Source organism: Cellulomonas iranensis NBRC 101100 = JCM 18110, assembly GCF_001552375.1.
GTDB lineage: Bacteria > Actinomycetota > Actinomycetes > Actinomycetales > Cellulomonadaceae > Cellulomonas > Cellulomonas iranensis.
In genome coordinates, this window is the sequence record NZ_BCRB01000048.1 from 1 (window position 1) to 22,797 (window position 22,797).

General features: G+C 72.9%; 22 protein-coding genes. 12 read left to right on the forward strand and 10 right to left on the reverse strand.

Going from position 1 to position 22,797, the window contains the following annotated elements; genetic code table 11:
• The coding region (locus CS2_RS11145; RefSeq protein ID WP_174524304.1) for a glycerate kinase at positions 1-429 on the forward strand (429 nt) is incomplete at its 5' end.
• A gap of 129 nt (positions 430-558) precedes the next feature.
• Positions 559-909: an iron-sulfur cluster insertion protein ErpA gene (erpA, locus tag CS2_RS11150; protein WP_046528576.1), complete on the forward strand. Its 351-nt coding sequence runs from the start codon at positions 559-561 to the stop codon at positions 907-909.
• A gap of 106 nt (positions 910-1,015) precedes the next feature.
• Here erpA and CS2_RS11155 read toward each other — a convergent pair whose 3' ends face one another.
• On the reverse strand, positions 1,016-2,164 hold the full coding sequence (locus CS2_RS11155) for an aminotransferase class V-fold PLP-dependent enzyme (protein WP_070320065.1): 1,149 nt from the start codon (positions 2,162-2,164) through the stop codon (positions 1,016-1,018).
• A gap of 207 nt (positions 2,165-2,371) precedes the next feature.
• Between CS2_RS11155 and ctaC the strand changes: the two genes are divergently transcribed.
• From ctaC to CS2_RS19370, 4 genes are all read left to right on the forward strand, one after another.
• Complete coding sequence (gene ctaC / locus CS2_RS11160) at positions 2,372-3,241, forward strand: aa3-type cytochrome oxidase subunit II (RefSeq protein ID WP_070320055.1); 870 nt, start codon at positions 2,372-2,374, stop codon at positions 3,239-3,241.
• Positions 3,241-5,064 (forward strand): aa3-type cytochrome oxidase subunit I, encoded by a 1,824-nt coding sequence (gene ctaD, locus CS2_RS11165; RefSeq protein ID WP_046528574.1) that lies wholly within the window; start codon positions 3,241-3,243, stop codon positions 5,062-5,064. Before ctaC ends, ctaD begins: the two co-directional genes overlap by 1 nt.
• The gene (locus CS2_RS11170) at positions 5,061-5,459 is read left to right on the forward strand and encodes a cytochrome c oxidase subunit 4 (RefSeq protein WP_046528573.1); all 399 of its coding nucleotides are present in this window, start codon (positions 5,061-5,063) and stop codon (positions 5,457-5,459) included. The genes ctaD and CS2_RS11170 overlap by 4 nt, the downstream gene beginning before the upstream one ends.
• Before the next feature lie 176 nt (positions 5,460-5,635).
• Positions 5,636-6,388, forward strand: coding sequence for a VOC family protein (locus tag CS2_RS19370; protein WP_217997383.1), 753 nt, complete (start codon positions 5,636-5,638; stop codon positions 6,386-6,388).
• A gap of 79 nt (positions 6,389-6,467) precedes the next feature.
• Here the strand turns inward: CS2_RS19370 and CS2_RS11180 are convergent, their stop codons facing one another.
• The 5 genes from CS2_RS11180 to ctaE all read right to left on the reverse strand — a co-directional run bounded on the left by CS2_RS11180 (position 6,468) and on the right by ctaE (position 11,531).
• Positions 6,468-7,097, reverse strand: a complete 630-nt coding sequence (locus CS2_RS11180) for a superoxide dismutase (protein WP_046528572.1) — start codon at positions 7,095-7,097, stop codon at positions 6,468-6,470.
• Between the two features lie 122 nt (positions 7,098-7,219).
• Positions 7,220-8,974 carry a cytochrome bc1 complex cytochrome b subunit gene (gene qcrB / locus CS2_RS11185; RefSeq protein ID WP_046528571.1) on the reverse strand — a complete coding sequence of 585 codons (1,755 nt, stop codon included), beginning with the start codon at positions 8,972-8,974 and terminating at the stop codon, positions 7,220-7,222.
• Entirely contained in the window at positions 8,971-10,029 is a 1,059-nt protein-coding gene (qcrA, locus tag CS2_RS11190) for a cytochrome bc1 complex Rieske iron-sulfur subunit (RefSeq protein ID WP_052748227.1), read from the reverse strand. The genes qcrB and qcrA overlap by 4 nt, the downstream gene beginning before the upstream one ends.
• Positions 10,026-10,811, reverse strand: coding sequence for a cytochrome bc1 complex diheme cytochrome c subunit (gene qcrC / locus CS2_RS11195; protein WP_070320056.1), 786 nt, complete (start codon positions 10,809-10,811; stop codon positions 10,026-10,028). The genes qcrA and qcrC overlap by 4 nt, the downstream gene beginning before the upstream one ends.
• Positions 10,812-10,883: 72 nt before the next feature.
• Positions 10,884-11,531 carry an aa3-type cytochrome oxidase subunit III gene (gene ctaE / locus CS2_RS11200; RefSeq protein ID WP_046528569.1) on the reverse strand — a complete coding sequence of 216 codons (648 nt, stop codon included), beginning with the start codon at positions 11,529-11,531 and terminating at the stop codon, positions 10,884-10,886.
• Between the two features lie 183 nt (positions 11,532-11,714).
• Between ctaE and CS2_RS11205 the strand changes: the two genes are divergently transcribed.
• Together CS2_RS11205 and trpD are read left to right on the forward strand one after the other, a co-directional pair.
• Positions 11,715-12,131 carry a response regulator gene (locus CS2_RS11205; RefSeq protein WP_070320057.1) on the forward strand — a complete coding sequence of 139 codons (417 nt, stop codon included), beginning with the start codon at positions 11,715-11,717 and terminating at the stop codon, positions 12,129-12,131.
• The gene (gene trpD, locus CS2_RS11210) at positions 12,128-13,177 is read left to right on the forward strand and encodes an anthranilate phosphoribosyltransferase (RefSeq protein ID WP_046528567.1); all 1,050 of its coding nucleotides are present in this window, start codon (positions 12,128-12,130) and stop codon (positions 13,175-13,177) included. Before CS2_RS11205 ends, trpD begins: the two co-directional genes overlap by 4 nt.
• Before the next feature lie 59 nt (positions 13,178-13,236).
• Here trpD and CS2_RS11215 read toward each other — a convergent pair whose 3' ends face one another.
• The 3 genes from CS2_RS11215 to CS2_RS11225 form a co-directional block, all read right to left on the reverse strand.
• Complete coding sequence (locus CS2_RS11215; RefSeq protein ID WP_046528566.1) at positions 13,237-13,518, reverse strand: Lrp/AsnC family transcriptional regulator; 282 nt, start codon at positions 13,516-13,518, stop codon at positions 13,237-13,239.
• A gap of 8 nt (positions 13,519-13,526) precedes the next feature.
• Complete coding sequence (locus tag CS2_RS11220) at positions 13,527-15,350, reverse strand: DEDD exonuclease domain-containing protein (RefSeq protein WP_070320066.1); 1,824 nt, start codon at positions 15,348-15,350, stop codon at positions 13,527-13,529.
• A gap of 147 nt (positions 15,351-15,497) precedes the next feature.
• A complete protein-coding gene (locus CS2_RS11225) occupies positions 15,498-17,306 on the reverse strand; it encodes an AMP-dependent synthetase/ligase (RefSeq protein WP_070320058.1) in 1,809 nt (602 codons plus the stop codon).
• Between the two features lie 235 nt (positions 17,307-17,541).
• Here CS2_RS11225 and CS2_RS11230 point away from each other — a divergent pair, with 235 nt between their 5' ends.
• Entirely contained in the window at positions 17,542-18,489 is a 948-nt protein-coding gene (locus CS2_RS11230; RefSeq protein WP_070320059.1) for an ROK family glucokinase, read from the forward strand.
• Positions 18,490-18,517: 28 nt separating this feature from the next.
• Here CS2_RS11230 and CS2_RS11235 read toward each other — a convergent pair whose 3' ends face one another.
• Positions 18,518-19,111 carry a hypothetical protein gene (locus CS2_RS11235; RefSeq protein WP_070320060.1) on the reverse strand — a complete coding sequence of 198 codons (594 nt, stop codon included), beginning with the start codon at positions 19,109-19,111 and terminating at the stop codon, positions 18,518-18,520.
• Between the two features lie 73 nt (positions 19,112-19,184).
• Between CS2_RS11235 and CS2_RS11240 the strand changes: the two genes are divergently transcribed.
• The 3 genes from CS2_RS11240 (at position 19,185) to CS2_RS11250 (ending at position 22,748) form a co-directional block, all read left to right on the forward strand.
• Positions 19,185-19,982, forward strand: coding sequence for a lysophospholipid acyltransferase family protein (locus CS2_RS11240; RefSeq protein ID WP_046528563.1), 798 nt, complete (start codon positions 19,185-19,187; stop codon positions 19,980-19,982).
• Between the two features lie 196 nt (positions 19,983-20,178).
• Positions 20,179-21,396 (forward strand): pyrophosphate--fructose-6-phosphate 1-phosphotransferase, encoded by a 1,218-nt coding sequence (locus CS2_RS11245; protein WP_046528562.1) that lies wholly within the window; start codon positions 20,179-20,181, stop codon positions 21,394-21,396.
• Positions 21,396-22,748: a class II 3-deoxy-7-phosphoheptulonate synthase gene (locus CS2_RS11250; protein ID WP_070320061.1), complete on the forward strand. Its 1,353-nt coding sequence runs from the start codon at positions 21,396-21,398 to the stop codon at positions 22,746-22,748. Before CS2_RS11245 ends, CS2_RS11250 begins: the two co-directional genes overlap by 1 nt.
• Positions 22,749-22,797 lie beyond the last annotated feature (49 nt).

Sequence of the window (22,797 nt, forward strand, 5' to 3'; positions counted from 1 at the left end):
CGCGCCGCCCGGCTCACCGGCCTGCCCGGCGCGGGTGCCGCCGGCGGCGTCGGCTTCGCGCTCGCGCTGCTCGGCGCGCGGCTGCTGCCGGGCGCCTCGCTCGTCGCCGACGCGGTCGACCTGCCCGGGCGCATCGCCCGCCACGACCTGGTGGTCACGGGCGAGGGACGCACCGACTGGCAGTCCCTGCACGGCAAGGTCGTCGCCGAGGTCGCGGCGCGCGCGCTGCCGCTCGCGGTCCCGACGGTCGTCGTGTCGGGCGAGGTGCAGGTCGGGCGGCGCGAGCTGTCGGCCGCGGGCGTGACGGCCGCCTACGCGGTCGCCGACGACCCGCGCGACGTCCCTGCCGCGCTCGCGGACCCGGTCGGGTCGCTGCGCGCCCGCGCGGCGCGGGTGGCGCGCACCTGGTCGCCCGCGCACGGGTCCTGAGCGGGCCCGGCGGGCCGTCCCCGCGGGGCCCTCGTCGCGAGCTCGACGGGGCGTACGCTGGTCGGGAACAACGGCCCGGTCATCGGTGTTGGCGACGACGAGGACCGTTCTGGCGAACCCGGGAGTGACATGAGCGAGACCACGCAGACCGCGACGCACGGCGTCCAGCTCACCGACGTGGCGGCCGACAAGGTGCGCAGCCTGCTCGAGCAGGAGGGGCGCGACGACCTGCGCCTGCGCGTCGCGGTGCAGCCCGGCGGCTGCTCGGGCCTGATCTACCAGCTGTACTTCGACGAGCGCCTGCTCGACGGGGACGCGACGCGCGACTACGACGGCGTCGAGGTCGTCGTGGACCGCATGAGCGTCCCGTACCTCGAGGGCGCGACGATCGACTTCGCGGACACGATCGAGAAGCAGGGCTTCACGATCGACAACCCCAACGCGGGCAGCTCCTGCGCGTGCGGCGGCTCGTTCGGCTGACCCGCAGCGCTCGACCCGCGAGCCCGTACCCGTGAGGGTGCGGGCTCGCGGCGTACCCGGGCGTCTCGTCCCCGCGGCGTCGGCCGCCCTCGGTGCGCCGGGCCCGTCACGCGCCCAGCGCGGCCCGCACGTCGGCCACGGCGCGCGGCAGGACGTCGCAGAACCGGCGCACGGCCGCGGCGTCGACGTCGTGGGGGAGCGCGAGCCGCACGTTGCCCTGCGTGAGCACGCCCATCGCGACCAGCACGTGGCTGGGCTCCAGCGTGCTCGACGTGCAGGCCGAGCCCGAGCCGACGCCGAAGCCCGCGCGGTCGAGCCGGTCGACGATCGCCTCGCCGTCGACGTACAGGCACGAGAACGTCACGACGTGCGGCAGCCGGTCCACGGGGTCGCCGACGACCTGGACGTCCGGGACCTCGGCGGCGACGCGGCGGCGCACGAGGTCCACGAGCGCGCGCCGGTGCGTGTCCGCGGCCGCCGCACCGGCCTGCGCCTCCTGGAGCGCGACGGCGGCGGCGAGCGCGGCCGGCACGACGACGCCGCCGGGCGACCACCGGTCGTCGTCGTCCGGCCAGTCCGGGCTGCGGCGCACGCCGCGCCGCGTCACGACGACCCCGAGGGGTGGTCCGCCCCAGTCGCCCGCGTCGGCGACCAGCACGTCCCCGGCCGCGCCCACGGGGACGTGGCCCGCGCTCGCGCCGACGTCGACCAGCAGCGGGACGCCCGCGGTGCGCAGCCGCTCGTGGACGGCGGCCACGGGCTGGAGCGTGCCGACCTCGCCGTTGGCGTGCTGGAGCGCCGCGAGCGCGACCGGCCCCGCGGCGGCCGCGACGAACGCGTCGGCGTCGACGCGCCCGTGCACGTCGACGTCGACGGTCCGGACCGCGCCGCCGGCGCCGGACGTCACGAAGTCGGCGGCGTGGTGCACGGCGGCGCGCTCGACGGCGCCGACGACGACGTCGGCGCCCGCGCGCCGCCGGCCCCGTGCGACGGAGCGCACCGCGTTGTGCAGCGCGAGCGTGTGCGACGCGACGAGGTCGACCTCCTCGGTGCGTGCGCCGAGCCCCGCGGCCAGCGCCTCGCGCGCGCCGTCGAGCAGCAGCCGTGCGCGACGGCCCTCGGCGTGCAGCCGTCGCGGGTCGGCCCAGCCCTGGTCGAGCGCCTCGACGAACGCGGTGCGGGCGGCGGCGCGCAGCGGTGCGTGCCCGGCGACGTCGAGCACCGCGCGGACCGGCGGGGCGGGGGGAGTGGTCACGCGTGCACGGTAGCCGCGGGGCGCGCGCAGGACCTCCACGTGGCGTGCACGCGGTGTGACGGTGCTGACACCACGTCGTCAAACGCGCGACACGGCACGTGAGCGGCGCCACGGCGCGCTAGGCTGCTCGGGTCGAGGACGAAGGTCCCAGACCGCGTGCGCCCTCTGCGGGCGGCACCCGGCGGGACGTCGAGTGGAAGGTCCCCCGTGCACCCGGTTTCCCCCCGCCGCACCCGGCGCACCGTCGCCGCCGTGGTGGCCACGGCCGCCGTGCTCGTGCTCAGCGGCTGCTCCGAAGCGGTCCAGCGAGGCTGGCTCCCCGGCCACTCCGACCAGGAGGTCACCGACCACACCGGTCGTGTCGTCTCGCTCTGGGTCGGGTCGTGGATCGCCGCCCTCATCGTCGGCGCCATCACGTGGGGCCTGATCCTGTGGTGCGTCGCGGTGTACCGCAAGCGCAAGGACGACGACACGCTGCCGGTCCAGCTGCGCTACCACGTGCCGCTCGAGGTCATGTACATCCTGCTGCCGATCATCATGGTCGGGGTGCTCTTCTACTACACCAACCGGGACACGACCGCGCTGACGGACACGTCGGCCGAGCCGGACGTGAACATCCAGGTCATCGGCAAGCAGTGGAGCTGGGACTTCAACTACCTCGACGAGGACGTCTACGAGACGGGTCAGCACGCGCAGGACATCGGTTCCGACGCGTCGGTGCTCGGCGACCAGGTCACGCTGTACCTGCCGGTCAACGAGCGCGTGGAGTTCACGCTGGACTCGCGCGACGTCATCCACTCGTTCTGGATCCCCGAGTTCCTCTACAAGCTCGACATGATCCCGGGCCGGACCAACACGTTCCAGGTCACGCCGACGCGTGAGGGCTTCTACGCCGGCAAGTGCGCCGAGCTGTGCGGCGAGGAGCACTCGTCGATGCTGTTCAACGTCGCCGTGGTCTCGCAGGAGGAGTACGACGCCCACATGGAGGAGCTGCGCGACCGCGGCCAGACCGGAGCGCTCGGCCTCGAGTACAGCCGGCAGCAGGACCTGAACGACGTGGCGAAGGGCGAGGACTGATGGCTGCCCACACCGAGGTCATCCCGGGGCTGGCGCCGCGTCGCCAGACGCTCGGCCGGACGGTCGTGAAGTGGATCACCTCCACCGACCACAAGACGATCGGGTACATGTACCTGATCACGTCGTTCGTGTGGTTCGCGATCGGCGGGATCCTGGCGCTGCTCATCCGCGCCGAGCTGTTCGCGCCCGGCATGGACCTGTTCCAGTCCAAGGAGCAGTACAACCAGGCGTTCACGATGCACGGCACGATCATGCTGCTGCTGTTCGCGACGCCGTTGTTCGCGGGCTTCGCCAACATCATCCTGCCGCTGCAGATCGGTGCGCCCGACGTCGCGTTCCCGCGTCTCAACATGTTCGCGTACTGGCTGTACCTGTTCGGCGGCCTCATCGCGGCGGCGGGTTTCCTCACGCCGCAGGGTGCCGCGTCGTTCGGGTGGTTCGCCTACGCGCCGTTGTCCAACCAGATGTACTCGCCGGGGCTCGGCGGCGACCTGTGGGTCTTCGGGCTCGCGCTCACCGGCTTCGGCACGATCCTGGGTGCCGTCAACTTCATCACCACGGTCGTCACGATGCGTGCGCCCGGCATGACGATGTTCCGGATGCCGATCTTCACCTGGAACATCCTGGTGACGTCGCTGCTGGTCCTCATGGCGTTCCCGCCGCTGGCCGCCGCGCTGTTCGCGCTCGGCGCCGACCGGCGCCTCGGCGCCCAGGTGTTCAACCCCGACAACGGCGGTGCGCTGCTCTGGCAGCACCTGTTCTGGTTCTTCGGGCACCCCGAGGTCTACATCATCGCGCTGCCGTTCTTCGGCATCGTCACCGAGATCCTGCCGGTGTTCAGCCGCAAGCCGATCTTCGGCTACAAGGGACTGGTGTACGCGACGGTCGCGATCGCGGCCCTGTCCGTCACCGTGTGGGCGCACCACATGTACGTCACGGGTGCGGTGCTGCTGCCGTTCTTCTCGTTCATGACGATGCTCATCGCGGTGCCGACCGGTGTGAAGTTCTTCAACTGGATCGGCACGATGTGGCGCGGCAAGCTCACGTTCGAGACGCCGATGCTGTGGACCATCGGCTTCCTCGTGACCTTCCTCTTCGGTGGCCTGACGGGCGTCATCCTGTCCAGCCCGGCGCTCGACTTCCACCTGTCCGACACGTACTTCGTCGTCGCCCACTTCCACTACGTGGTGTTCGGCACGGTCGTGTTCGCGATGTTCGCGGGCTTCTACTTCTGGTGGCCCAAGTTCACCGGTCGCATGCTCGACGAGCGCCTGGGCAAGATCCACTTCTGGGTCCTGTTCGTGGGCTTCCACATGACGTTCCTCGTGCAGCACTGGCTGGGCGTCATCGGCATGCCGCGCCGCTACGCGGACTACTCGCCGGCGGACGGCTTCACGTGGATGAACCAGCTCTCCACCGTCGGCTCGGTGATCCTCGCGGCCTCGACGCTGCCCTTCCTCTGGAACGTCTACGTGACGTGGCGCCACGCGCCCAAGGTCACGGTCGACGACCCGTGGGGCTACGGCGGCTCGCTCGAGTGGGCGACGAGCTGCCCGCCGCCGCGGCACAACTTCACGTCGCTGCCCCGCATCCGCTCGGAGCGTCCCGCGTTCGACCTGCACCACCCCGAGGTCGCCGCGCTCGACCACGTTGAGCCCGACGACCCGGGCCCGCTCGACTGGGCGCCGCAGCGCACGGGTGAGCGCGAGCTCGCCGAGGAGCGGATCGCGAACGGCTCGGGCGAGGAGCACCAGTCGTCCACGACGGTGCTCGAGCACGACCAGGAGGACGTCGACCGGCGCCGTGAGGAGGACGACCGATGAAGATCGAGGCCCAGCTCTTCCTGTACGGGATCCTGTTCTTCGTCCCCGTCGGGCTCATCTACGGGTTCTGGAGCGGCGGCGAGCCGGTCGGGACCGTCAGCATCCCGCTGACCGGCGGCCTGGTCGGCATGATCGGCGGCTACTTCGCGCTCCTGGCGCGTCGCATCGGCCAGCGGCCCGAGGACGACGAGCTCGGCGAGATCGAGCAGGGTGCCGGCAACCAGGGCACGTTCAGCCCGTGGAGCTGGTGGCCCCTCGTCGTCGGCCTCGCGGCCTCGATCGCGTTCCTCGCGCTCGCCGTCGGCTGGTGGCTGATGGTGCCCGCCGTCGCGCTCGCCGCGATCGGGCTCGTGGGCTGGCTCTTCGAGTTCTCGCGCGGGCAGCACGCGCACTGACGCGCAGCGTTCGACCGCCAGGAGGGGCGCACCACCGGACCGGTGGTGCGCCCCTCCTGCGTCTGCTCCCACGCACGCCCACACGGGCGCAGCGGGGTCGTCGCGGCGTGCGGTGCGATATCGGACGGTGCGATGTCGGACGGGGCGATGTCGGACGGTCTCGCTAGCCTCGCCCCGTGCGCATCCAGGAGCTCGTCGTCGACTGCCAGGACCCGTCACGCCTCGCGGCGTTCTGGGGCGCGCTGCTGGACGCCCCGTGGGCGCTCGTGCACGACGGGTGGGCGGTGCTCGAGACCGACGGCGTCCGCCTCGCCTTCCAGCGGGTCCCGGAGGGCAAGCAGTCGCACAAGAACCGGCTGCACCTCGACGTCGAGGCGCAGGACGTCCGGTGGGCCCTCGCGCGTGCCCGCGCCCTCGGTGCCGTGCCGACGGGTCGCCGCGAGCTCGACGCGCGGGGCGACGGCTACGTCGTGATGCGGGACCCGGAGGGCAACGAGCTGTGCCTCGTCGTCGACCAGGCGGGCGGGTGGGGCGCGGCGCAGCGCTCGGCGCTGGCGGCGGCGCCGGTCCCGGCGCGCGTCTGGCACGTCATGCCCGCCGCAGCGCTCGAGGCGCTGCTCGCCCGCGTCGACGTCGACGCGCACGACGAGCGGCCGGCGAGAGCCGGCGCGTCGGACCCGGGGGAGACGATCCCGGTCTGCGACGCGGACGACCTCCCCGCCGTGGCGGAGCGGGTCGCCGCGGGGGAGCGGTCCGCCACGGGCGCGACGCCGGCGCTCGTCGCGGTCGAGATCGACGCCGGACTCGCGACGCGGCGCGGGGAGCAGGGAACGGCAGAGCGTGCGGGCACGACCACGGGACGGTGGCGGCGCGCGGGGCCGCTGGATCCCGCCTGGATCGTCGCCGTGCGGCCGCTGGCCAAGGCCTGACGGTCCCGACCCCGCCGCGCCGGGACAGCACGACGGCCGCCCACCACGCCGGTGAGCGGCCGTCGGGACGGTCAGCGCGTCAGAGCGAGGGGACGATCAGCCCGGACGTCTGCGAGCGGGCTGCCGTGAAGCGCTTCTCGGCGTCGGCCCAGCTCACGATGTTCCACCACGCCTTGACGTAGTCCGCCTTGACGTTGACGTAGTCGAGGTAGAACGCGTGCTCCCACATGTCGAGGACCACGATCGGCGTCAGGCCGAGGGGGATGTTGCCCTGCTGGTCGTACAGCTGGAAGATCGCGAGCTTCTGGCCCACCGAGTCCCACCCGAGGATGGACCAGCCGGAGCCCTGGATGCCGACCGCGTTCGCGGCGAAGTGCTTCTGGAACGCGTCGAACGACCCGAAGAACTCGTCGATCGCGGCGGCGAGCTCGCCGGTCGGCTTGTCGCCACCGTCCGGGGAGAGGTTCTGCCAGAACACCGAGTGGTTGACGTGCCCACCGAGGTTGAACGCGAGGTTCTTCTCGTGCAGGTTCACCGCCGCGAAGTCGCCCGACTCACGGGCCGCGGCGAGCTTCTCGAGCGCCGTGTTGGCGCCGGTCACGTACGCGGCGTGGTGCTTGTCGTGGTGCAGCTCCATGATCCTGCCGGAGATGTGCGGCTCGAGCGCCGCGTAGTCGTACGGCAGATCCGGGAGCGTGTAGTCAGCCATCTCTTACCTCTCCTGCGTCGGGTGGCGGGTGCTCGCACCCGCCCGGAAACGCCGTCGCGGTGCCCGGCCACGTCGGCCGGACACCGCGAACGGTCGTCGCTCAGGTCAACTCTCGTCCAGGATCAGCTGTTCCGCCCGTCGGCGGTCGTCTCATCCTCCGAGCGCAGCCGGCGGCCGCCACCCGTGGGGGCGGACTCGCCGAGCAGCTGGGCGGGCGCCTTCTCCTGGTCGGAGCCGAGCGCGTCGTGCTCGCCGTGCGAGTGCGACGCGGCCAGCTGCGCGGGCGTCACGGGCTCGACGCGGTCCTCGTAGAAGACCTGCGACAGGCGCTGACGCATGCGGTCCAGCCGGTAGCCCTTGCGGCGCACGCCGCGCGAGTCCTCGGCCGGCTCGATCTCGACGGGGCGGATCGCGTCGTGCTGCACGCGGAGCCACCGCTCGTGCGCGTCGAGGGGCTTGTGCACCTCGATGTACTCGCCCGACGCGAACCGCACGATCTGACCGGTCTCGTGCCCGTGCAGCACCAGCTCGCGGTCCTTGCGCTGCAGGCCCAGGCAGATCCGCTTGGTGACGGCGAACGCCGCCCACGGCCCGAGGAACAGCAGGAACCGGAACACCCACGTGATGTCGTTGATCGACATGTGGAAGTGCGTCGCGATGAGGTCGTTCGACCCCGCGAGCACCAGGATGAAGAACGCCGTGAGGAGCGAGACGCCGAACGCGGTCCGGAAGGGCCGGTTGCGGGGGCGGTCGAGCACGTGGTGCTCGCGCTTGTCACCGGTCGCGAACGACTCGACGAACGGGTACAGGGCGAGCAGCGTGAACAGCACGCCCGGGACCACGACCGCCGGGATGAGGACGTTCAGCGACAGGGTCCACCCGTCGGGCCCGAACAGCACGTACTCCGTCTGCCCCGGCATGAGTCGCAGCGACCCCTCGAGGAAGAGCATGTACCAGTCGGGTTGTGCGCCCGCGGACACGGGGGACGGGTCGTACGGCCCGTAGTTCCACACCGGGTTGATCGACATGGTCGCGCCCATGAGCGCGATGACGCCGAAGACGATGAAGAAGTAGCCGCCGGCCTTCGCGACGTACACGGGGAACAGCGGGTAGCCCACGACGTTCGCGTTGGTGCGGCCCGAGCCCGGGTACTGCGTGTGCTTGTGGAGCACGACGAAGAACAGGTGCAGGCCGATGAGCGCGAGGATCAGACCGGGCACGAGCAGGATGTGCACGGTGAACAGGCGCGGGATGATGTCGTGCCCCGGGAACTCTCCGCCGAAGATGAAGTACGACAGGTAGCTGCCCAGGATCGGGATGGACCGCACGACGCCGTCGGTGATGCGCAGGCCGTTGCCCGAGAGCACGTCGTCGGGGAGCGAGTAGCCCGAGAACCCGGCGGCGAGGCCCAGGATCAGCAGCACGAAGCCGACGACCCAGTTGAGCTCGCGGGGCTTGCGGAACGCGCCCGTGAAGAACACGCGCATCATGTGCGTGACGATCGCCGCCATGAAGATGAGCGCGGCCCAGTGGTGGATCTGCCGCATGAGCAGACCGCCGGTGACCTCGAACGACAGTCGCAGCGTCGAGGCGTACGCCTCGGACATCTCGACGCCCTGCATCGCCGGCCACGGGCCGTCGTAGTGCACCTCGGTCATGCTCGGCACGAAGAACATCGTGAGGAACACGCCCGAGATGAGCAGCGTGACGAAGCTGTAGAGCGCGATCTCCCCGAGCAGGAACGACCAGTGGTCGGGGAAGATCTTGCGCGCGAACTCCTTGACCGCGGTCCCGATGCCGGTGCGCTGGTCGAGGTAGTCGGCGGTCTTCGCGGCGGCCTTGCCGGCGCCGGTCGGTGCGCTGGTGGTGGTGCTCATCGCAGCCGCTCCCAGAAGCTCGGTCCGATGGGCTCGTGGAAGTCGCTCTGCGCCACCAGGTAGCCCTCGTCGTCGACGGTGATCGGCAGCTGGGGCAGCGGCCGCTTGGCGGGACCGAAGACGACCTTGGCGCCGTCGGCCACGTCGAACGTGCTCTGGTGGCACGGGCACAGCAGGTGGTGCGTGTGCTGCTCGTAGAGCGCCACGGGGCAGCCGACGTGCGTGCAGATCTTGGAGAACGCGACGATCCCGTCGTACGACCAGCCCTCGCCCTGCTCGGACTTGATGTCGCGCGGGTCGAGCCGCACCAGCAGGACGACGGCCTTGGCCTTCTCGTCGAGCGGGGCCTCGGTCTCGTGCAGGCCCTCGGGGATCACGTGGACGACCGAGCCGATCGTCACGTCCGAGGCCTTGATGGGTCGACCCGTCGGGTCGATCGTGAGCTTCTTGTTCCGTGCCCACATGGTGCGCTTGAACTTCGAGACGTTCCAGTCCTCGCCGACCTCGCCGATCAGCGGCAGGGCGATCGTCAGCGGGAACAGCGCGAGCGAGGACACGAGCGCGCCCTTGAGCACGCCGCGCCGTCCGATCGCGGAGTCCTGCGCGCCCTCCTTGAGGGCGGCGACGGCCTCGGCGCGGGTCTGGTCCGAGCTGCGCTGCGCGTGGCGGTCCTCGGCCTTCTCGTGGTCGTTCATGAGCGACTTCGCCCAGTGGACGGCCGCGAGCCCGATGCCGAGGAGCGCGAACGCGAGCCCGAGCCCGAGCGCGAGGTTGGAGACGCGCATCGAGGCGATGGTCTCGCCCGGGGGCAGCGCGAAGTACGCGGCGACGAAGCCGATCGTGCCGAGGATCGAGATCGTGAAGAGCGCGACGACCTGGCGCTCGGCACGCTTGTTCGCCTCGGGCTCGACGTCCGAGCGGCGTGGGCGGTGCGGGCCGAAGCCCGGGTTCTCGAACTTGTCGACCGCGTCGTCGCCCTGGCGCAGCGCGAGGTCGGAGCCCGCGGTGTCGCGGGGCTCGAGCTCGTCGTGGCCGTGGTCGTGGGTGGTGCTCACGAGGACCTCGCTCCGATCCAGACTGCTGCTCCGATGAGCAGACCCATGCCGACGACCCAGGCCCACAGGCCCTCGCTGACGGGGCCGAGGCTCCCGAGGCCGATGCCGCCGGGTGCCTCGTCGCCCTGCAGGTCGAGGTACGCGATGATGTCGCGCTTCTCGTCCGGCGTGAGCGTCGCGTCGTTGAAGACGGGCATGTTCTGCGGGCCGGTCGCCATGGCCTCGTAGAGGTGCGTCGGCGACGTCTCCCACAGGTTCGGCGCGAACTTGCCCTGCGACAGCGCACCGCCGGCGCCGACGGCGTTGTGGCACATCGCGCAGTTGGTGCGGAACAGGGCCATGCCGTTGGCGGGGTCGCCGAGGGCGGGGTCGACCTGCTTCTCCGAGGGCACCGCGGGCCCGGGGCCCAGCGACGCGACGTACGCGGCGAGGGCGGCGATCTGCTCCTCGTCGAACTGCGCGGGCTTCGCCTGCGCCTGCGGGCCGTTCATCTGCATGGGCATGCGGCCCGTGCCGACCTGGAAGTCGACGGCCGCGGCGCCCACGCCGACCAGCGACGGCACGGCGTCGGTGCCGGTGGCGTCGGGCCCGTGGCAGGTCGCGCAGTTGGCCTGGAACAGCTTCTCACCGGTCTCGACCTGGTCCGCCGTCGGCGCCGCGGGGGCGGCGTCGGCGGCGGTCGGTGCCAGGACGGCGTACAGCGCGCCGGTGAGCAGCAGCGCCAGCAGGAGCAGCACGACCGGCGCACGCCGGTCGTGCCTGCGGGCTGCGAGTGCCTTCACGGATCGGTCCTCGTCTCGCGTGTCGGGGGTACGGAAGGGGGCGGGGTGGCGGCCGCCGAGCGGCCGCCGGCGTCATCGGACGAGGTAGATGATGGCGAAGAGCGCGATCCACACGACGTCGACGAAGTGCCAGTAGATCGAGGTGACGATCGCGGTCGTCTCCTCGTGGTGGCCGAACCGCTTGGCGGCGAACGAGCGGCCGAGCAGGAAGAGGAAGGCGATGAGGCCGCCGACCACGTGGAGGCCGTGGAAGCCGGTCGCCAGGTAGAACACCGAGCCGTACGGCGACGACGAGATCGTCAGGCCGTGCTCGACGAGCTCGGCGTACTCGAAGATCTGGCCGCCGATGAAGACCGCGCCCATGACGTACGTCAGGGTCATCCACTCGTTCATGCCCCAGCGCCAGAACTGCACGATCGACCCGCTGCGGACCGGCTGCAGCCGCTCGGCGGCCCACACGCCCATCTGGCACGTCACCGACGACAGCACCAGGATCGTCGTGTTGGCGAACGCGAACGTGAGGTTGAGCTTCTCCGTCTGGACGGCCCACTCCTCGGGGACCGCCGCACGCACCGTGAAGTACATGGCGAAGAGGCCGGCGAAGAACATGAGCTCGCTGGCGAGCCACACGATCGTGCCGACCGTCACCGGGTTGGGCCGGTTGACGGTCACGTGGGGGACTGGGCGCGAGGCAGCCGTTGCGGTCGACACGCTCGTCATTATGGCTGACGAGCGCCGCGCATGGGTCGTTCGACCCACGTTCGGTCGCGGGGATATGTCACATCGTCACTTTCTCGTGACCTGCGGGTGCGCTCCCGCGACCCGTCCGGCGGCGGGAGCGGCGGACGAGGTCGTCGACGTGCCAAGATGCCCCTGGCACGTCGACGACGAGTGAGGGGCACCATGAGCACCGCCGACCCCGCGGCCCGCGGGCCGCGCATCCTGCTGTACAGCGACGACGTCGACGCACGTGAGCAGGTCAGGCTCGCGGTCGGGCGTCGGCTCGGACGCGGCGAGCCCGACATCGAGTGGACCGAGGTCGCCACGGCCGACGCCGCGATCGCGGCGACCGAGGCCGGCGGGCTCGACGTGCTGGTGCTCGACGGCGAGGCCGACAAGGTCGGCGGCCTCGGGCTGTGCCGCCAGCTCAAGGACGAGGTCTACGCGTGCCCGCCCGTGGTCGTGCTGACGGGGCGCCCGCAGGACGCGTGGCTCGCGTCGTGGTCGAACGCGGACGCGGTGGTGAGCCGCCCGTTCGACCCGGTCGTGCTGCACGACGCGATCGCGGACCTCGTGCACGCGGGCGCGTCCGGTCGATGACGCTCGGGACGACCTGGCCCGACCTGCTCACCGCGCTCGTGCGGGGCGAGGACCTCGACTCCGCGCAGGCCGCGTGGGCGATGGACCGCATCATGAGCGGCGAGGCGACGCCCTCGCAGGTCGCGGGGTTCCTCGTGGCGCTGCGCGCCAAGGGCGAGACCGTCGCCGAGCTCGCGGGCCTGGCCGACCAGATGCTCGAGCACGCGCACCGCTTCGAGGTCCCGGGGCGCTCGGTCGACATCGTCGGCACGGGCGGTGACCGCCTGCACACCGTGAACATCTCGACGATGGCCGCGCTCGTCGTGGCCGGCGCGGGCCTCACGGTGGTCAAGCACGGCAACCGTGCCGCGTCCTCGTCGACGGGGTCGGCCGACGTGCTCGAGGCCCTCGGGATCCGGCTCGACCTGCCGCTCGACCGGGTCGCCCGGCTCGCGTCGGAGGTGCGGATCACGTTCTGCTTCGCGGGGGCGTTCCACCCCTCGATGCGGCACGCCGGCGCGACGCGTCGCGACCTCGGGATCGCGACCGCCTTCAACTTCCTGGGTCCGCTGACCAACCCCGCGCAGCCCCAGTCGAGCGCGATCGGCGTCGCCGACGCGCGCATGGCCGGCCTCATCGCCGGCGTCCTGGCGGCGCGCGGTCGCTCCGCGCTCGTCTTCCGCGGCGAGCACGACGGGCTCGACGAGGTCGCCGCCACCGGCGCCACACGGTTCTGGGAGGTGCGCGACGGCGACGTGCGCGAGGAGGTCGTCGAGTGGGCGGCCGTCGGCGTGCCGCCCGTGACGGTCGAGCAGCTGCGCGGCGGCGCCGCCGCGCAGAACGCCGACGTCGTGCGCGCGCTCGTGGCCGGTGAGCACGGCCCCGTGCGGGACACCGTGGTCCTCAACGCCGCCGCCGCGCTCGTCGCGGACGGCACGCTCCCGGGCACCGCGCAGGGGTCGCTCGTCGAGCGGCTCGTCGCCGGCGCCGGGCTGGCCGAGCGGGCGCTCGACGACGGCGCGACCGCCGACGTCCTCGCCCGGTGGCGGGCGGCCGCGGCGTCCTGAGCCGTTCGCCGCACCTCCCGGGACGCCGGGAGGTGCCCCGGCCTCAGTCCTCCAGGCGCTCAGTCCTCCAGGCCGAGGGCGAACGCCTCCTCGAGGTCGTGCCGCGAGTAGGCGCGGAACGCGATGTACGTCTGCGTGCGCACGACGCCCTCGACCTTGCTCACCTTGTCCGCGATGACGTCGGCGAGGCTGTCGTGCTCCCGGACCCGCACCATCGCGATGAGGTCGACCTCGCCGGTCACGGAGTAGACCTCGCTCACGCCCTCGATCTCGGCGGTCGCGGCGGCGACCTCGGGGATGCGTGCGGCGTCGCAGTCGATGAGGACGATGGCGGTCAGCATGGCAGCCATCATGCCGTGTGCCGCCGCTCCGGCGCCGACGCCGGCGGGGTGTCGTCGACGAGCGGTGCGGGGGGTGCGACGAGCGCGACCGCGACGGCCGCGGCGGCGTCCCGCACGGCCTGCGCCGAGCGCACGGGGGAGGACCACTCGCCGTCGAGCTCGACGAGCCGCACGCCCGGCTGCTCGAGCCACGCGAGCAGCAGGTCGGTCTCCTCGGGGTGCGCGGCCGTCGCCGGGGCGACGGGCGCCGGGACGTGCTCGCCGCCCGCGCGCAGGCTCGCGACGGCCGGTCGCGGGTCGGTCGCGCGGTCGACGACAGCGGTGCCCGCGAGACGCCCGTGGCGGACCAGGACGAGCTCCCACCCGCCGTCGTCGGTGCGGCGCGCCGCGACGAGCTCGCGGCAGCGTGCCGCCGTCGCGTGCCGCTGCGCACGGGCGGCGCCCCGGACGTACGCCGTGAGCCGGTCCCGCACGCCGGCGGCCTCCTCGAACCGCTCCTGCACCACGAGCGTGCGGATGCGGGCCGCGTGCGTGCGCACGACGTCCTGCGGGTCGCCCGACATCGCCGACCGCACGGCGTCGGCGACGGGCCGGTAGGCCGCGGCGTCCTGGCCCCCGACGCACGGCGCGCCGCACCGCCCGACCTCGGCCAGGACGCACGCGCTCGCGCCGGGCGCGGGCACGACCGGGAGCCGCCCGGTGCACTGCCGCACCGGGAACGTCGCGTGCAGCGCGTCCACGGCCTGCTGGGCGACCGCGCGCGACGCGAACGGCCCGATGTGCGCGGTGCCCGCCCGGACGTCGCGCACGACCGACAGACGCGGGAACGGCTCGTCCGTGAGGCGGACCCACGGCATGCGCTCGGGGGCTCGCGAGCGCCGGTTGTACCGCGGCGCGTGCTCGGCGATGAGGCGCAGCTCGCGCACGCGCGCCTCGAGCGGCGTCGCGCAGACCACCGGGTCGACGCGTTCGGCGATCCGCACCATCTCCGTCATGCGGCCGCGCTTCTCGGCCGACGTGAAGTAGCTGCGCACGCGGCGCCGCAGCGACGTCGTCGAGACGCCCACGTAGAGCACCTCGTCGCCCGGGCCGCGGAACAGGTACACGCCGGGGGCGTCGGGCAGGCCGTCGGCCAGCGTGCGTCGGCGGCGGACGTCGCCGGGTACGGGGTCGGTCGCCGACGCGAGGTCCTCGAGGTGCGTGATGCCCCACGGCGCCAGACGCCCGAGCAGCGCGTGCAGCACGTCGACGGTCGCGCGCGCGTCCGACAGCGCCCGGTGGTTGGGCGTGACCTGGGCGCCGAACAGCGCCGCGAGCGTGCCGAGCTTGTGGTTCGGCGCCTCGTCGCGCGGGACGACCCGCCGTGCGAGCCGCACGGTGTCGACGACCTGGAACCCGGGCCACGGTCGTTCCAGCCGCGCGGCGGCGGCGCGCAGGAAGCCGACGTCGAACGGGGCGTTGTGGGCCACGAGCACGCTGTCGCGTGCGAACTCGAGGAAGCTCGGCAGCACCTCGGCGATCGTCGGGGCGCCGACGAGCATGGACGTCGTGATGCCCGTGAGCACCTGGATGTACGGGGGCACGGGTCCGCCCGGGTCGACGAGCGTCTGGAACTCGCCCAGGACCTCGCCGCCGCGGACCTTCACGGCACCGATCTCGGTGATGGCGTCCTCGCCGGCGCGACCGCCCGTCGTCTCGAGGTCGACGACGACGAACGTCACGTCCTGCAGCGGTGTCCCGAGCTCGTCGAGCCCGGGCTGCACGGGCCGCGCGCCGGGCGGCGGGGCCGACGCGACGGGAACGCCGGGACGCAGCCGTCGGGTCGTGGACATGCCCGGGACGGTACCGACCGGGTCCGACACGCCGCCGCGCGGCGCGCTGCGCACGGGACGCGGGACGCGGGCGCACGGCGCGGAGGCGCGGCGCGGACGCACGCCGGCCCCGGCGCCGGGTGAGCGCCGGGGCCGGGGCCGCGCGGGTCAGTGCTCCTGGTGCTCCTCCGCGTAGAGCGCGTCGACGTCCGCCGCGAAGTCCTTGAGGACCTCCGTGCGACGGACGCTCAGCTTGGGCGTCAGGTAGCCGTCGGCGATCGTGAGGTCGCGGTCGAGGATGCGGTACTTGCGGATCGACTCGGCCCGCGAGACCGCCTTGTTGGTCCGCTCGACCGCGCGGTCGAGCGACGCGAGGACGTCCGGGTCCTTCGCCGCCTCCTCGAGCGACATGGCCGGCTTGCCGTGCGCCGTCAGCCAGCCGGGCACGCCCTCGGGGTCGAGCGTGATGAGGGCGCCGATGAAGGGTCGCTGGTCGCCGACCACGACGACCTGGCTGACGAGCGGGTGCCCGCGCAGCCGGTCCTCGAGCACGTTGGGTGCGACGTTCTTGCCGCCGGCCGTGACGATGATCTCCTTCTTGCGGCCCGTGATCCGCAGAAAGCCCTCGTCGTCGATCGTGCCGAGGTCGCCCGTGCGGAACCAGCCGTCGGTCATGGCCTCGGCGGTGGCCTGCGCGTTGTCGTGGTACCCGCGGAACACCTGGATGCCCTTGATCTCGACCTCGCCGTCGGCGGCGATGCGCAGCGCCGTGCCCGGCAGCGCGGGCCCGACCGTGCCGATCTTCGTGCGCTCGGGGAGGTTGACGGTCGCCGGCGCGGTCGTCTCGGTGAGGCCGTAGCCCTCGAGCACCCGGATCCCCGCACCACGGTAGAAGTGGCCCAGCCGCTCGCCGAGCGGTGCGCCGCCCGAGATGGCCCACTCGACCTGGCCGCCGAGCACCTTGCGGAGCTTGGAGAGCACGAGGACGTCGGCGACCTTGTGCTGCAGCCGCAGCCACGGGCTGGGTCCGCGCGGCGTGTCGAGCGCGCGCGAGTAGACGATCGACGTCTTCGCGGCGCGCTGGAAGATGCCGCCCTTGCCGCCCGCCGCGGCCTTCTGCTCGGCCGAGTTGTAGACCTTCTCGAAGACGCGCGGGACCGACAGGATGAAGGTCGGGCGGAACGAGCCGATGCCCTCCACGAGCGTCTTGGTGTCGGGCCAGTGCCCCAGCACCGCCCCCGCGGGGATCGTCAGGACGTGCACGAACCGCGCGAACACGTGCGCGAGCGGCATGAACAGCAGCGTGCGCGCGTTCGGCGACTGGACGACGACGTTGAGCTTCTCGACCGCGTTGGTCGTCAGCACCGCGAAGTTGCCGTGCGTGAGCTCGACGCCCTTGGGGCGGCCGGTCGTGCCGGACGTGTAGATGATCGTGGCGACGTCGTCGCGCACGGCGAGCGAACGACGACGGGCGACCTCGGCGTCGTCCACCTCGCGGCCCCCGGCGACGAGCTCGCGCACCGCGCCGTCGTCGAGCACGAGCACCTCGCGCAGCGACGGGGCCTGGTCGGCGACCTCGGCGACGACGGCGGCGTGCGCGGGCGTCTCGACGACCAGCAGGCTCACGTCGGAGTCGGTGAGGATCCAGGCGACCTGCTCGGCCGACGACGTCTCGTACAGCGGCACCGGCACGGCACCGACGGCCCAGGTGGCCCAGTCGAGCAGCGACCACTCGTAGCGCGTGCGGGACATGATGCCGACGCGGTCGCCCGGACGGACGCCGCGCGCCACGAGCCCCTTGGCGGCCGCGACGATCTCGGCGTCGAACTCGCGGGCCGTCAGCGGGCTCCACGTGCCGTCGGCCCAGCGCTCGACGACCACCCTGTCGGGCGTGGAGCTCACCCGGGCCGCCAGCAGGTCGTTGAGGTTCTCGGAGGCGTCGACCTCGACGAGGAGAGGGCTGTGGGACTCGTCCATGCTGACTCCAGTGGCAGGGGGGCGAAGTGTGCCACGAGGATACGGGACGTCCGTCCCTCGTCACCGGCCCCCGTGCGGGTGGTGTCGCGCGCCGGCGCACCCGCCCCGGCCCTCCGGCCCGGGCCGGCGGGGGCCGGTCGGTGTGGGCGCGCTCCCGCCACCCTCCGGGTGCCAGTAGCGTGGGGGCGCTGCGCGAGCGACGCGCACGGGTGAGAAGCAGGAGCGGACCAGGGACATGCACGCCATCGGGGTCGACATCGGCGGGACGAAGATCGCGGCGGGCGTGGTCGACGAGGAGGGCACGATCCTGGCCCAGACCCGGCGCGACACCGACCCGGACGACGTCGCGAGCATCGACGCCGCGATCGCGGACGTGTACCGCGAGCTGTCCGCGTCGTACGAGGTCAAGGACGTCGGCCTCGCCGCCGCCGGCTTCGTCGCGGCCGACCGCTCGGGCGTGCTCTTCGCGCCGAACATCGCGTGGCGCGAGTACCCGCTGCGCGACAAGGTCGCGGCGCTCATCGGCGACCCCGACGTGCGCATCGTCGTGGAGAACGACGCGAACGCGGCCGGCTGGGCCGAGTTCCGCTTCGGCGTCGCGCGTGACGTCGACGACATGGTCACGCTGACGCTCGGCACGGGCCTGGGCGGGGCGATCGTCATCGGCGGGCGCCTCGTGCGCGGCGCGTGGGGCGTGGCGGCCGAGATCGGTCACATGCGCGTCGTGCCCGGCGGGCACTACTGCGGCTGCGGGCACGAGGGCTGCTGGGAGCAGTACGTGTCCGGCTCGGCGCTGGTGCGCGACGCGCAGGCGGTCGCGATCACGCAGCCCGACCGTGCGGCGGGTCTGCTCGAGCGCGCGGGCGGCCGCGCGGACAAGATCACCGGTCCGCTCGTGACGCGCGCGGCCCAGGAGGGCGACGAGCTCGCGGTGGACCTGCTGCGCGAGGTCGGACGCTGGGTCGGCGAGGGTGCCGCGAGCGTCGCGGCCCTGCTCGACCCGCAGATGTTCGTCATCGGCGGCGGTGTCAGCGCGGCCGGGGACCTGGTGCTCGCGCCCGCGCGCAACGCGTTCGCCGAGCAGCTCTCGGCCCGCGGGCACCGCCCCGAGGCGTCGATCGTGCTCGCGGACATGGGCAACGACGCCGGCATGGTCGGCGCGGCGGACCTGGCACGGGTCTGAGCGGGCGGCCGCACCGCCCGCGACCGGGTCAGACGACGGCGCCGTCGTCGTCCGACGGGTCGCGGCGGTGCGGCATGCGCCACACCAGCACGGCCACGGCCGCGACGAACAGCCCGACCGCCGTGCGCACGAGCAGCGGCGGCGCGTCGCGCCACGCCACGACCACGACGAGCAGGAACAGCGGCACGCCCGCGGCGGCCGTCCAGGCCAGCGTGAGCAGCGGATCGCCCCCGAGCACCGGTCCCGGGTCCTGCGGGACGAAGTGCTCGAGGTCGTCGACGCCGGCCTCGGCCGCGTCGTACTGCGACGTCCCGTCCCAGTCCCGGCCGCTGAGCTCGGGCGGCATGGCGGGCGCGCCGTCGGCGTCCGGGGCGTCGCGCGGCTCGTCGCGCGCCGCCGACCGCACGACGCGCGCGCCCCGCGGCTCGTCGGGCACGTCGACGTCGCTCAGCCGCGCGACGAGGGAGGCCCACACCTCGTCGTCCGTGGGCTGCGGCGGTGCGGCGGCCGGGTCCGGCGGTGCGGGGGAGCGGTCGTCGCCGGGACCGGTGACGCCGTCCGCAGCGGGCTGCGCGGCGGCCGCGTCGTCGGCGCCGGCGTCGTCGTCGGGACGTGCGTCCATGGGAGCACTCTAGAGTCGGACCCGACGTTCCGGCCTTCCGCGGTCGGCGCCGGACGGCGAGCGAGGAGACACGTTGTTCTACTGGTTGATGAAGCGGGTGTTCGTCGGGCCGCTGCTGCGGCTGGTGTACCGCCCCTGGGTGCGCGGCGCCGAGCACGTGCCCGCCGAGGGCGGTGCGATCCTGGCGAGCAACCACCTGGCCGTCATCGACTCGTTCTTCCTGCCGCTCGCGCTCGACCGGGAGATCGTGTTCATCGGCAAGCAGGAGTACTTCACGGGTCGCGGTCTCAAGGGACGCATGACCGCGGGGTTCATGCGCGGGGTCGGCACGATCCCCGTGGACCGTGGCGGCGGCAAGGCCGGCGAGGCCGCGCTGCGCACGGGGCTGCGCCGTCTCTCGGAGGGCGGGCTGTTCGGCATCTACCCCGAGGGCACGCGCAGCCCCGACGGCCGGCTGTACCGCGGCAAGACCGGCGTCGCGCGCCTCGCGCTCGAGTCCGGCGCGCCCGTCGTGCCGGTCGCGATGGTCGGCACCGACGTCGCGCAGCCGATGGGACGACGCATCCCGAAGGTCATGCGCATCGGCATCGTCATCGGCGAGCCGCTCGACTTCTCGCGGTACCGGGGCATGGAGAACGACCGCTTCATCCTGCGGTCGGTCACCGACGAGATCATGTACGCGATCATGAGCCTGTCGGGCCAGGAGTACGTCGACGTGTACGCCGCGACGCAGAAGGCCCGCATCGCGACCGGGCACCCGGCCGCGGGCTCCGAGGCCGAGCGTCTGCCGGCTGCGCCGGGCGGCCGTCCCGCACCCGCTGTCCAGGTTCCGGTCCCGCCGGAGGACGAGGCGCCGACGTCAGTAGGATGACCCGGACCCGGACGCGCGCCGGGTCCGTGCGCGTGCCGTCCCGCGGTGCGCCCGTGCCGTCCCGCACGCCCGCGCGGCCCGTCCGGAGGACCTCGGTCCCGGCCGTGCCTGCTCCACGGGCCCCACGCTGGGCGCCGGCCGGGTGCACGCCGTGCGCCCGTGCCCGTCAGTGCTCGACCAACGAGAGGTGTTTCCCATGTCGGTCCGTCGCGTCGCCCTCCTGACCGCCGGCGGTTTCGCTCCCTGCCTGTCGTCCGCCGTCGGCGGGCTCATCGAGCGCTACACGGAGATCGCCCCCGACGTCGAGATCATCGCCTACCAGCACGGCTACCACGGCCTGCTGCTGGGCGAGAGCGTCACGATCACGCCCGAGGTCCGCGCCAAGGCCGGCGTCCTGCACCGGTTCGGCGGCTCGCCGATCGGCAACTCGCGCGTCAAGCTCACCAACGCCGCGGACTGCGTCAAGCGCGGCCTGGTCGCCGAGGGCGAGGACCCGCTGAAGGTCGCCGCCGAGCGCCTCAAGGCCGACGGCGTCGACGTGCTGCACACCATCGGCGGCGACGACACCAACACGACGGCCGCCGACCTGGCCGCGTACCTGCACGAGAACGACTACGAGCTCACGGTCGTCGGCCTGCCCAAGACCATCGACAACGACGTCGTGCCGATCCGGCAGTCGCTCGGCGCGTGGACCGCGGCCGAGGAGGCCGCCGGCTTCGCCGCGAACATCATCGGCGAGCACCGCTCGGGCCCGCGCATGCTCATCGTGCACGAGGTCATGGGCCGGCACTGCGGCTGGCTCACGGCCGCCGCGGCGTCCGAGTACCGCAAGTGGCTCGACCAGCAGGAGTGGGTCCCGGGCATCGGCCTGTCGCGCGAGCGCTGGGACGTGCACGCGGTCTTCCTGCCCGAGCTCGCGCTCGACATCGACGCCGAGGCCGCGCGCCTGCGCACGATCATGGACGAGCAGGGCAACGTCAACATCTTCCTGTCGGAGGGTGCCGGCATGCACGAGATCGTCGAGCAGCTCGAGGCCGCCGGCGAGACCGTGCAGCGCGACCCGTTCGGCCACGTCAAGCTCGACACGATCAACCCGGGCCAGTGGTTCGCGAAGCAGTTCGCGGAGAAGCTCGGCGCCGAGAAGGTCATGGTCCAGAAGTCGGGCTACTACTCGCGCGCCGCTGCCGCGAACGCCGAGGACCTGCGCCTCATCAAGTCGATGACCGACCTGGCCGTCGAGTGCGCGCTGCGCGGCGAGTCCGGCGTCATCGGCCACGACGAGGAGAACGGCGACCGCCTGCGCGCGATCGAGTTCCCGCGCATCGCCGGTGGCAAGGCGTTCGACGTCACGCAGGGCTGGTTCGGCGAGCTCCTCGCCGACATCGGCCAGCCGCTCGTGCGGGCGAACCACTGATGAGCGTCGAGCCGGACCCGCAGGTCGTCGCGGGGCTCGACGCGTGGGAGCAGCTGCCCGCGGGTCAGCAGCCGCAGTGGCCGGACGCGGCGCAGGTGCGTCGCGTCCGGGACCGGCTCGCGACCCTGCCCCCGCTCGTGTTCGCCGGCGAGGCGGACGCGCTGCGCGCGCAGCTCGCGGCCGCCCAGCGGGGCGAGGCGTTCGTGCTGCAGGGCGGTGACTGCGCCGAGACCTTCGCCGAGGCGACGGCCGACAACATCCGCAACAAGATCAAGACGATCCTCCAGATGGCGGTCGTCCTGACCTACGGCGCGAGCCTGCCGGTCGTGAAGATGGGCCGCATGGCGGGGCAGTACGCCAAGCCCCGGTCGTCGGACGTCGAGGAGCGCGACGGCGTCACGCTGCCCGCGTTCCGCGGCGACATCATCAACGGGTTCGACTTCACGCCCGAGGCGCGCACGCCGGACCCGCAGCGGCTGCTCGAGGCGTACCACACGTCCGCCTCGACGCTGAACCTCATCCGGGCGTTCACGACGGGGGGCTTCGCGTCCCTGCTGCGCGTGCACGAGTGGAACCGGGGCTTCACGGCCAACCCGGCCTACTCGCGGTACGAGGAGATCGCCGCCGAGATCGACCGCGCCATCCGCTTCATGGCAGCGTGCGGGGCCGACTTCGAGGCGCTGCGCACGGTCGACTTCTTCTCGGCCCACGAGGGGCTGCTGCTCGACTACGAGCGTCCGCTCACGCGCATCGACTCGCGCACCGGTCTGCCGTACGACTGCTCGGCGCACTTCGTGTGGATCGGCGAGCGGACGCGACAGCTCGACGCGGCGCACGTCGACTTCTTCTCACGCGTGCAGAACCCGCTGGGCGTGAAGCTCGGGCCCACGTCGACGGGTGACGACGCGATCGCGCTCATCGACAAGCTCAACCCGACGGGGGAGCCGGGACGTCTGACGTTCGTCACCCGCATGGGTGCGGGCAAGGTCCGTGACCTGCTGCCCGCGCTCGTCGAGAAGGTCGCCGCCGACGGTCGCCCCGTGACGTGGGTCTGCGACCCGATGCACGGCAACGGCATCACGTCCGCGACGGGCTACAAGACCCGTCGGTTCGGTGACGTGATGGACGAGGTCGCCGGCTTCTTCGAGGTGCACCGTGCGCTGGGCACCGTGCCGGGCGGTCTGCACGTCGAGCTCACCGGTGACGACGTGACCGAGGTGCTCGGCGGGACCGAGGAGATCGACGACGAGGGTCTGGCCCGCCGGTACGAGACGCTGGTCGACCCGCGCCTGAACCACCAGCAGTCGCTCGAGATGGCGTTCCAGGTCGTGGAGCTGCTGCGTCGCGCCTGACCACGCCGCGCACGAAGCCCCGTCCCCGACCGCCCCGCGCGGTCGCGGT

Excerpts from the sequence above, each read along its gene's own strand:
- erpA (WP_046528576.1), top strand. The coding sequence starts at position 559 with ATGAGCGAGACCACGCAGACCGCGACGCACGGCGTCCAGCTCACCGAC.
- ctaD (WP_046528574.1), top strand. The coding sequence starts at position 3,241 with ATGGCTGCCCACACCGAGGTCATCCCGGGGCTGGCGCCGCGTCGCCAG.
- CS2_RS11170 (WP_046528573.1), top strand. The coding sequence starts at position 5,061 with ATGAAGATCGAGGCCCAGCTCTTCCTGTACGGGATCCTGTTCTTCGTC.
- CS2_RS11180 (WP_046528572.1), bottom strand. The coding sequence starts at position 7,097 with ATGGCTGACTACACGCTCCCGGATCTGCCGTACGACTACGCGGCGCTC.
- qcrB (WP_046528571.1), bottom strand. The coding sequence starts at position 8,974 with ATGAGCACCACCACCAGCGCACCGACCGGCGCCGGCAAGGCCGCCGCG.
- ctaE (WP_046528569.1), bottom strand. The coding sequence starts at position 11,531 with ATGACGAGCGTGTCGACCGCAACGGCTGCCTCGCGCCCAGTCCCCCAC.
- CS2_RS11205 (WP_070320057.1), top strand. The coding sequence starts at position 11,715 with ATGAGCACCGCCGACCCCGCGGCCCGCGGGCCGCGCATCCTGCTGTAC.
- trpD (WP_046528567.1), top strand. The coding sequence starts at position 12,128 with ATGACGCTCGGGACGACCTGGCCCGACCTGCTCACCGCGCTCGTGCGG.
- CS2_RS11215 (WP_046528566.1), bottom strand. The coding sequence starts at position 13,518 with ATGCTGACCGCCATCGTCCTCATCGACTGCGACGCCGCACGCATCCCC.
- CS2_RS11220 (WP_070320066.1), bottom strand. The coding sequence starts at position 15,350 with ATGTCCACGACCCGACGGCTGCGTCCCGGCGTTCCCGTCGCGTCGGCC.
- CS2_RS11225 (WP_070320058.1), bottom strand. The coding sequence starts at position 17,306 with ATGGACGAGTCCCACAGCCCTCTCCTCGTCGAGGTCGACGCCTCCGAG.
- CS2_RS11230 (WP_070320059.1), top strand. The coding sequence starts at position 17,542 with ATGCACGCCATCGGGGTCGACATCGGCGGGACGAAGATCGCGGCGGGC.
- CS2_RS11235 (WP_070320060.1), bottom strand. The coding sequence starts at position 19,111 with ATGGACGCACGTCCCGACGACGACGCCGGCGCCGACGACGCGGCCGCC.
- CS2_RS11245 (WP_046528562.1), top strand. The coding sequence starts at position 20,179 with ATGTCGGTCCGTCGCGTCGCCCTCCTGACCGCCGGCGGTTTCGCTCCC.
- CS2_RS11250 (WP_070320061.1), top strand. The coding sequence starts at position 21,396 with ATGAGCGTCGAGCCGGACCCGCAGGTCGTCGCGGGGCTCGACGCGTGG.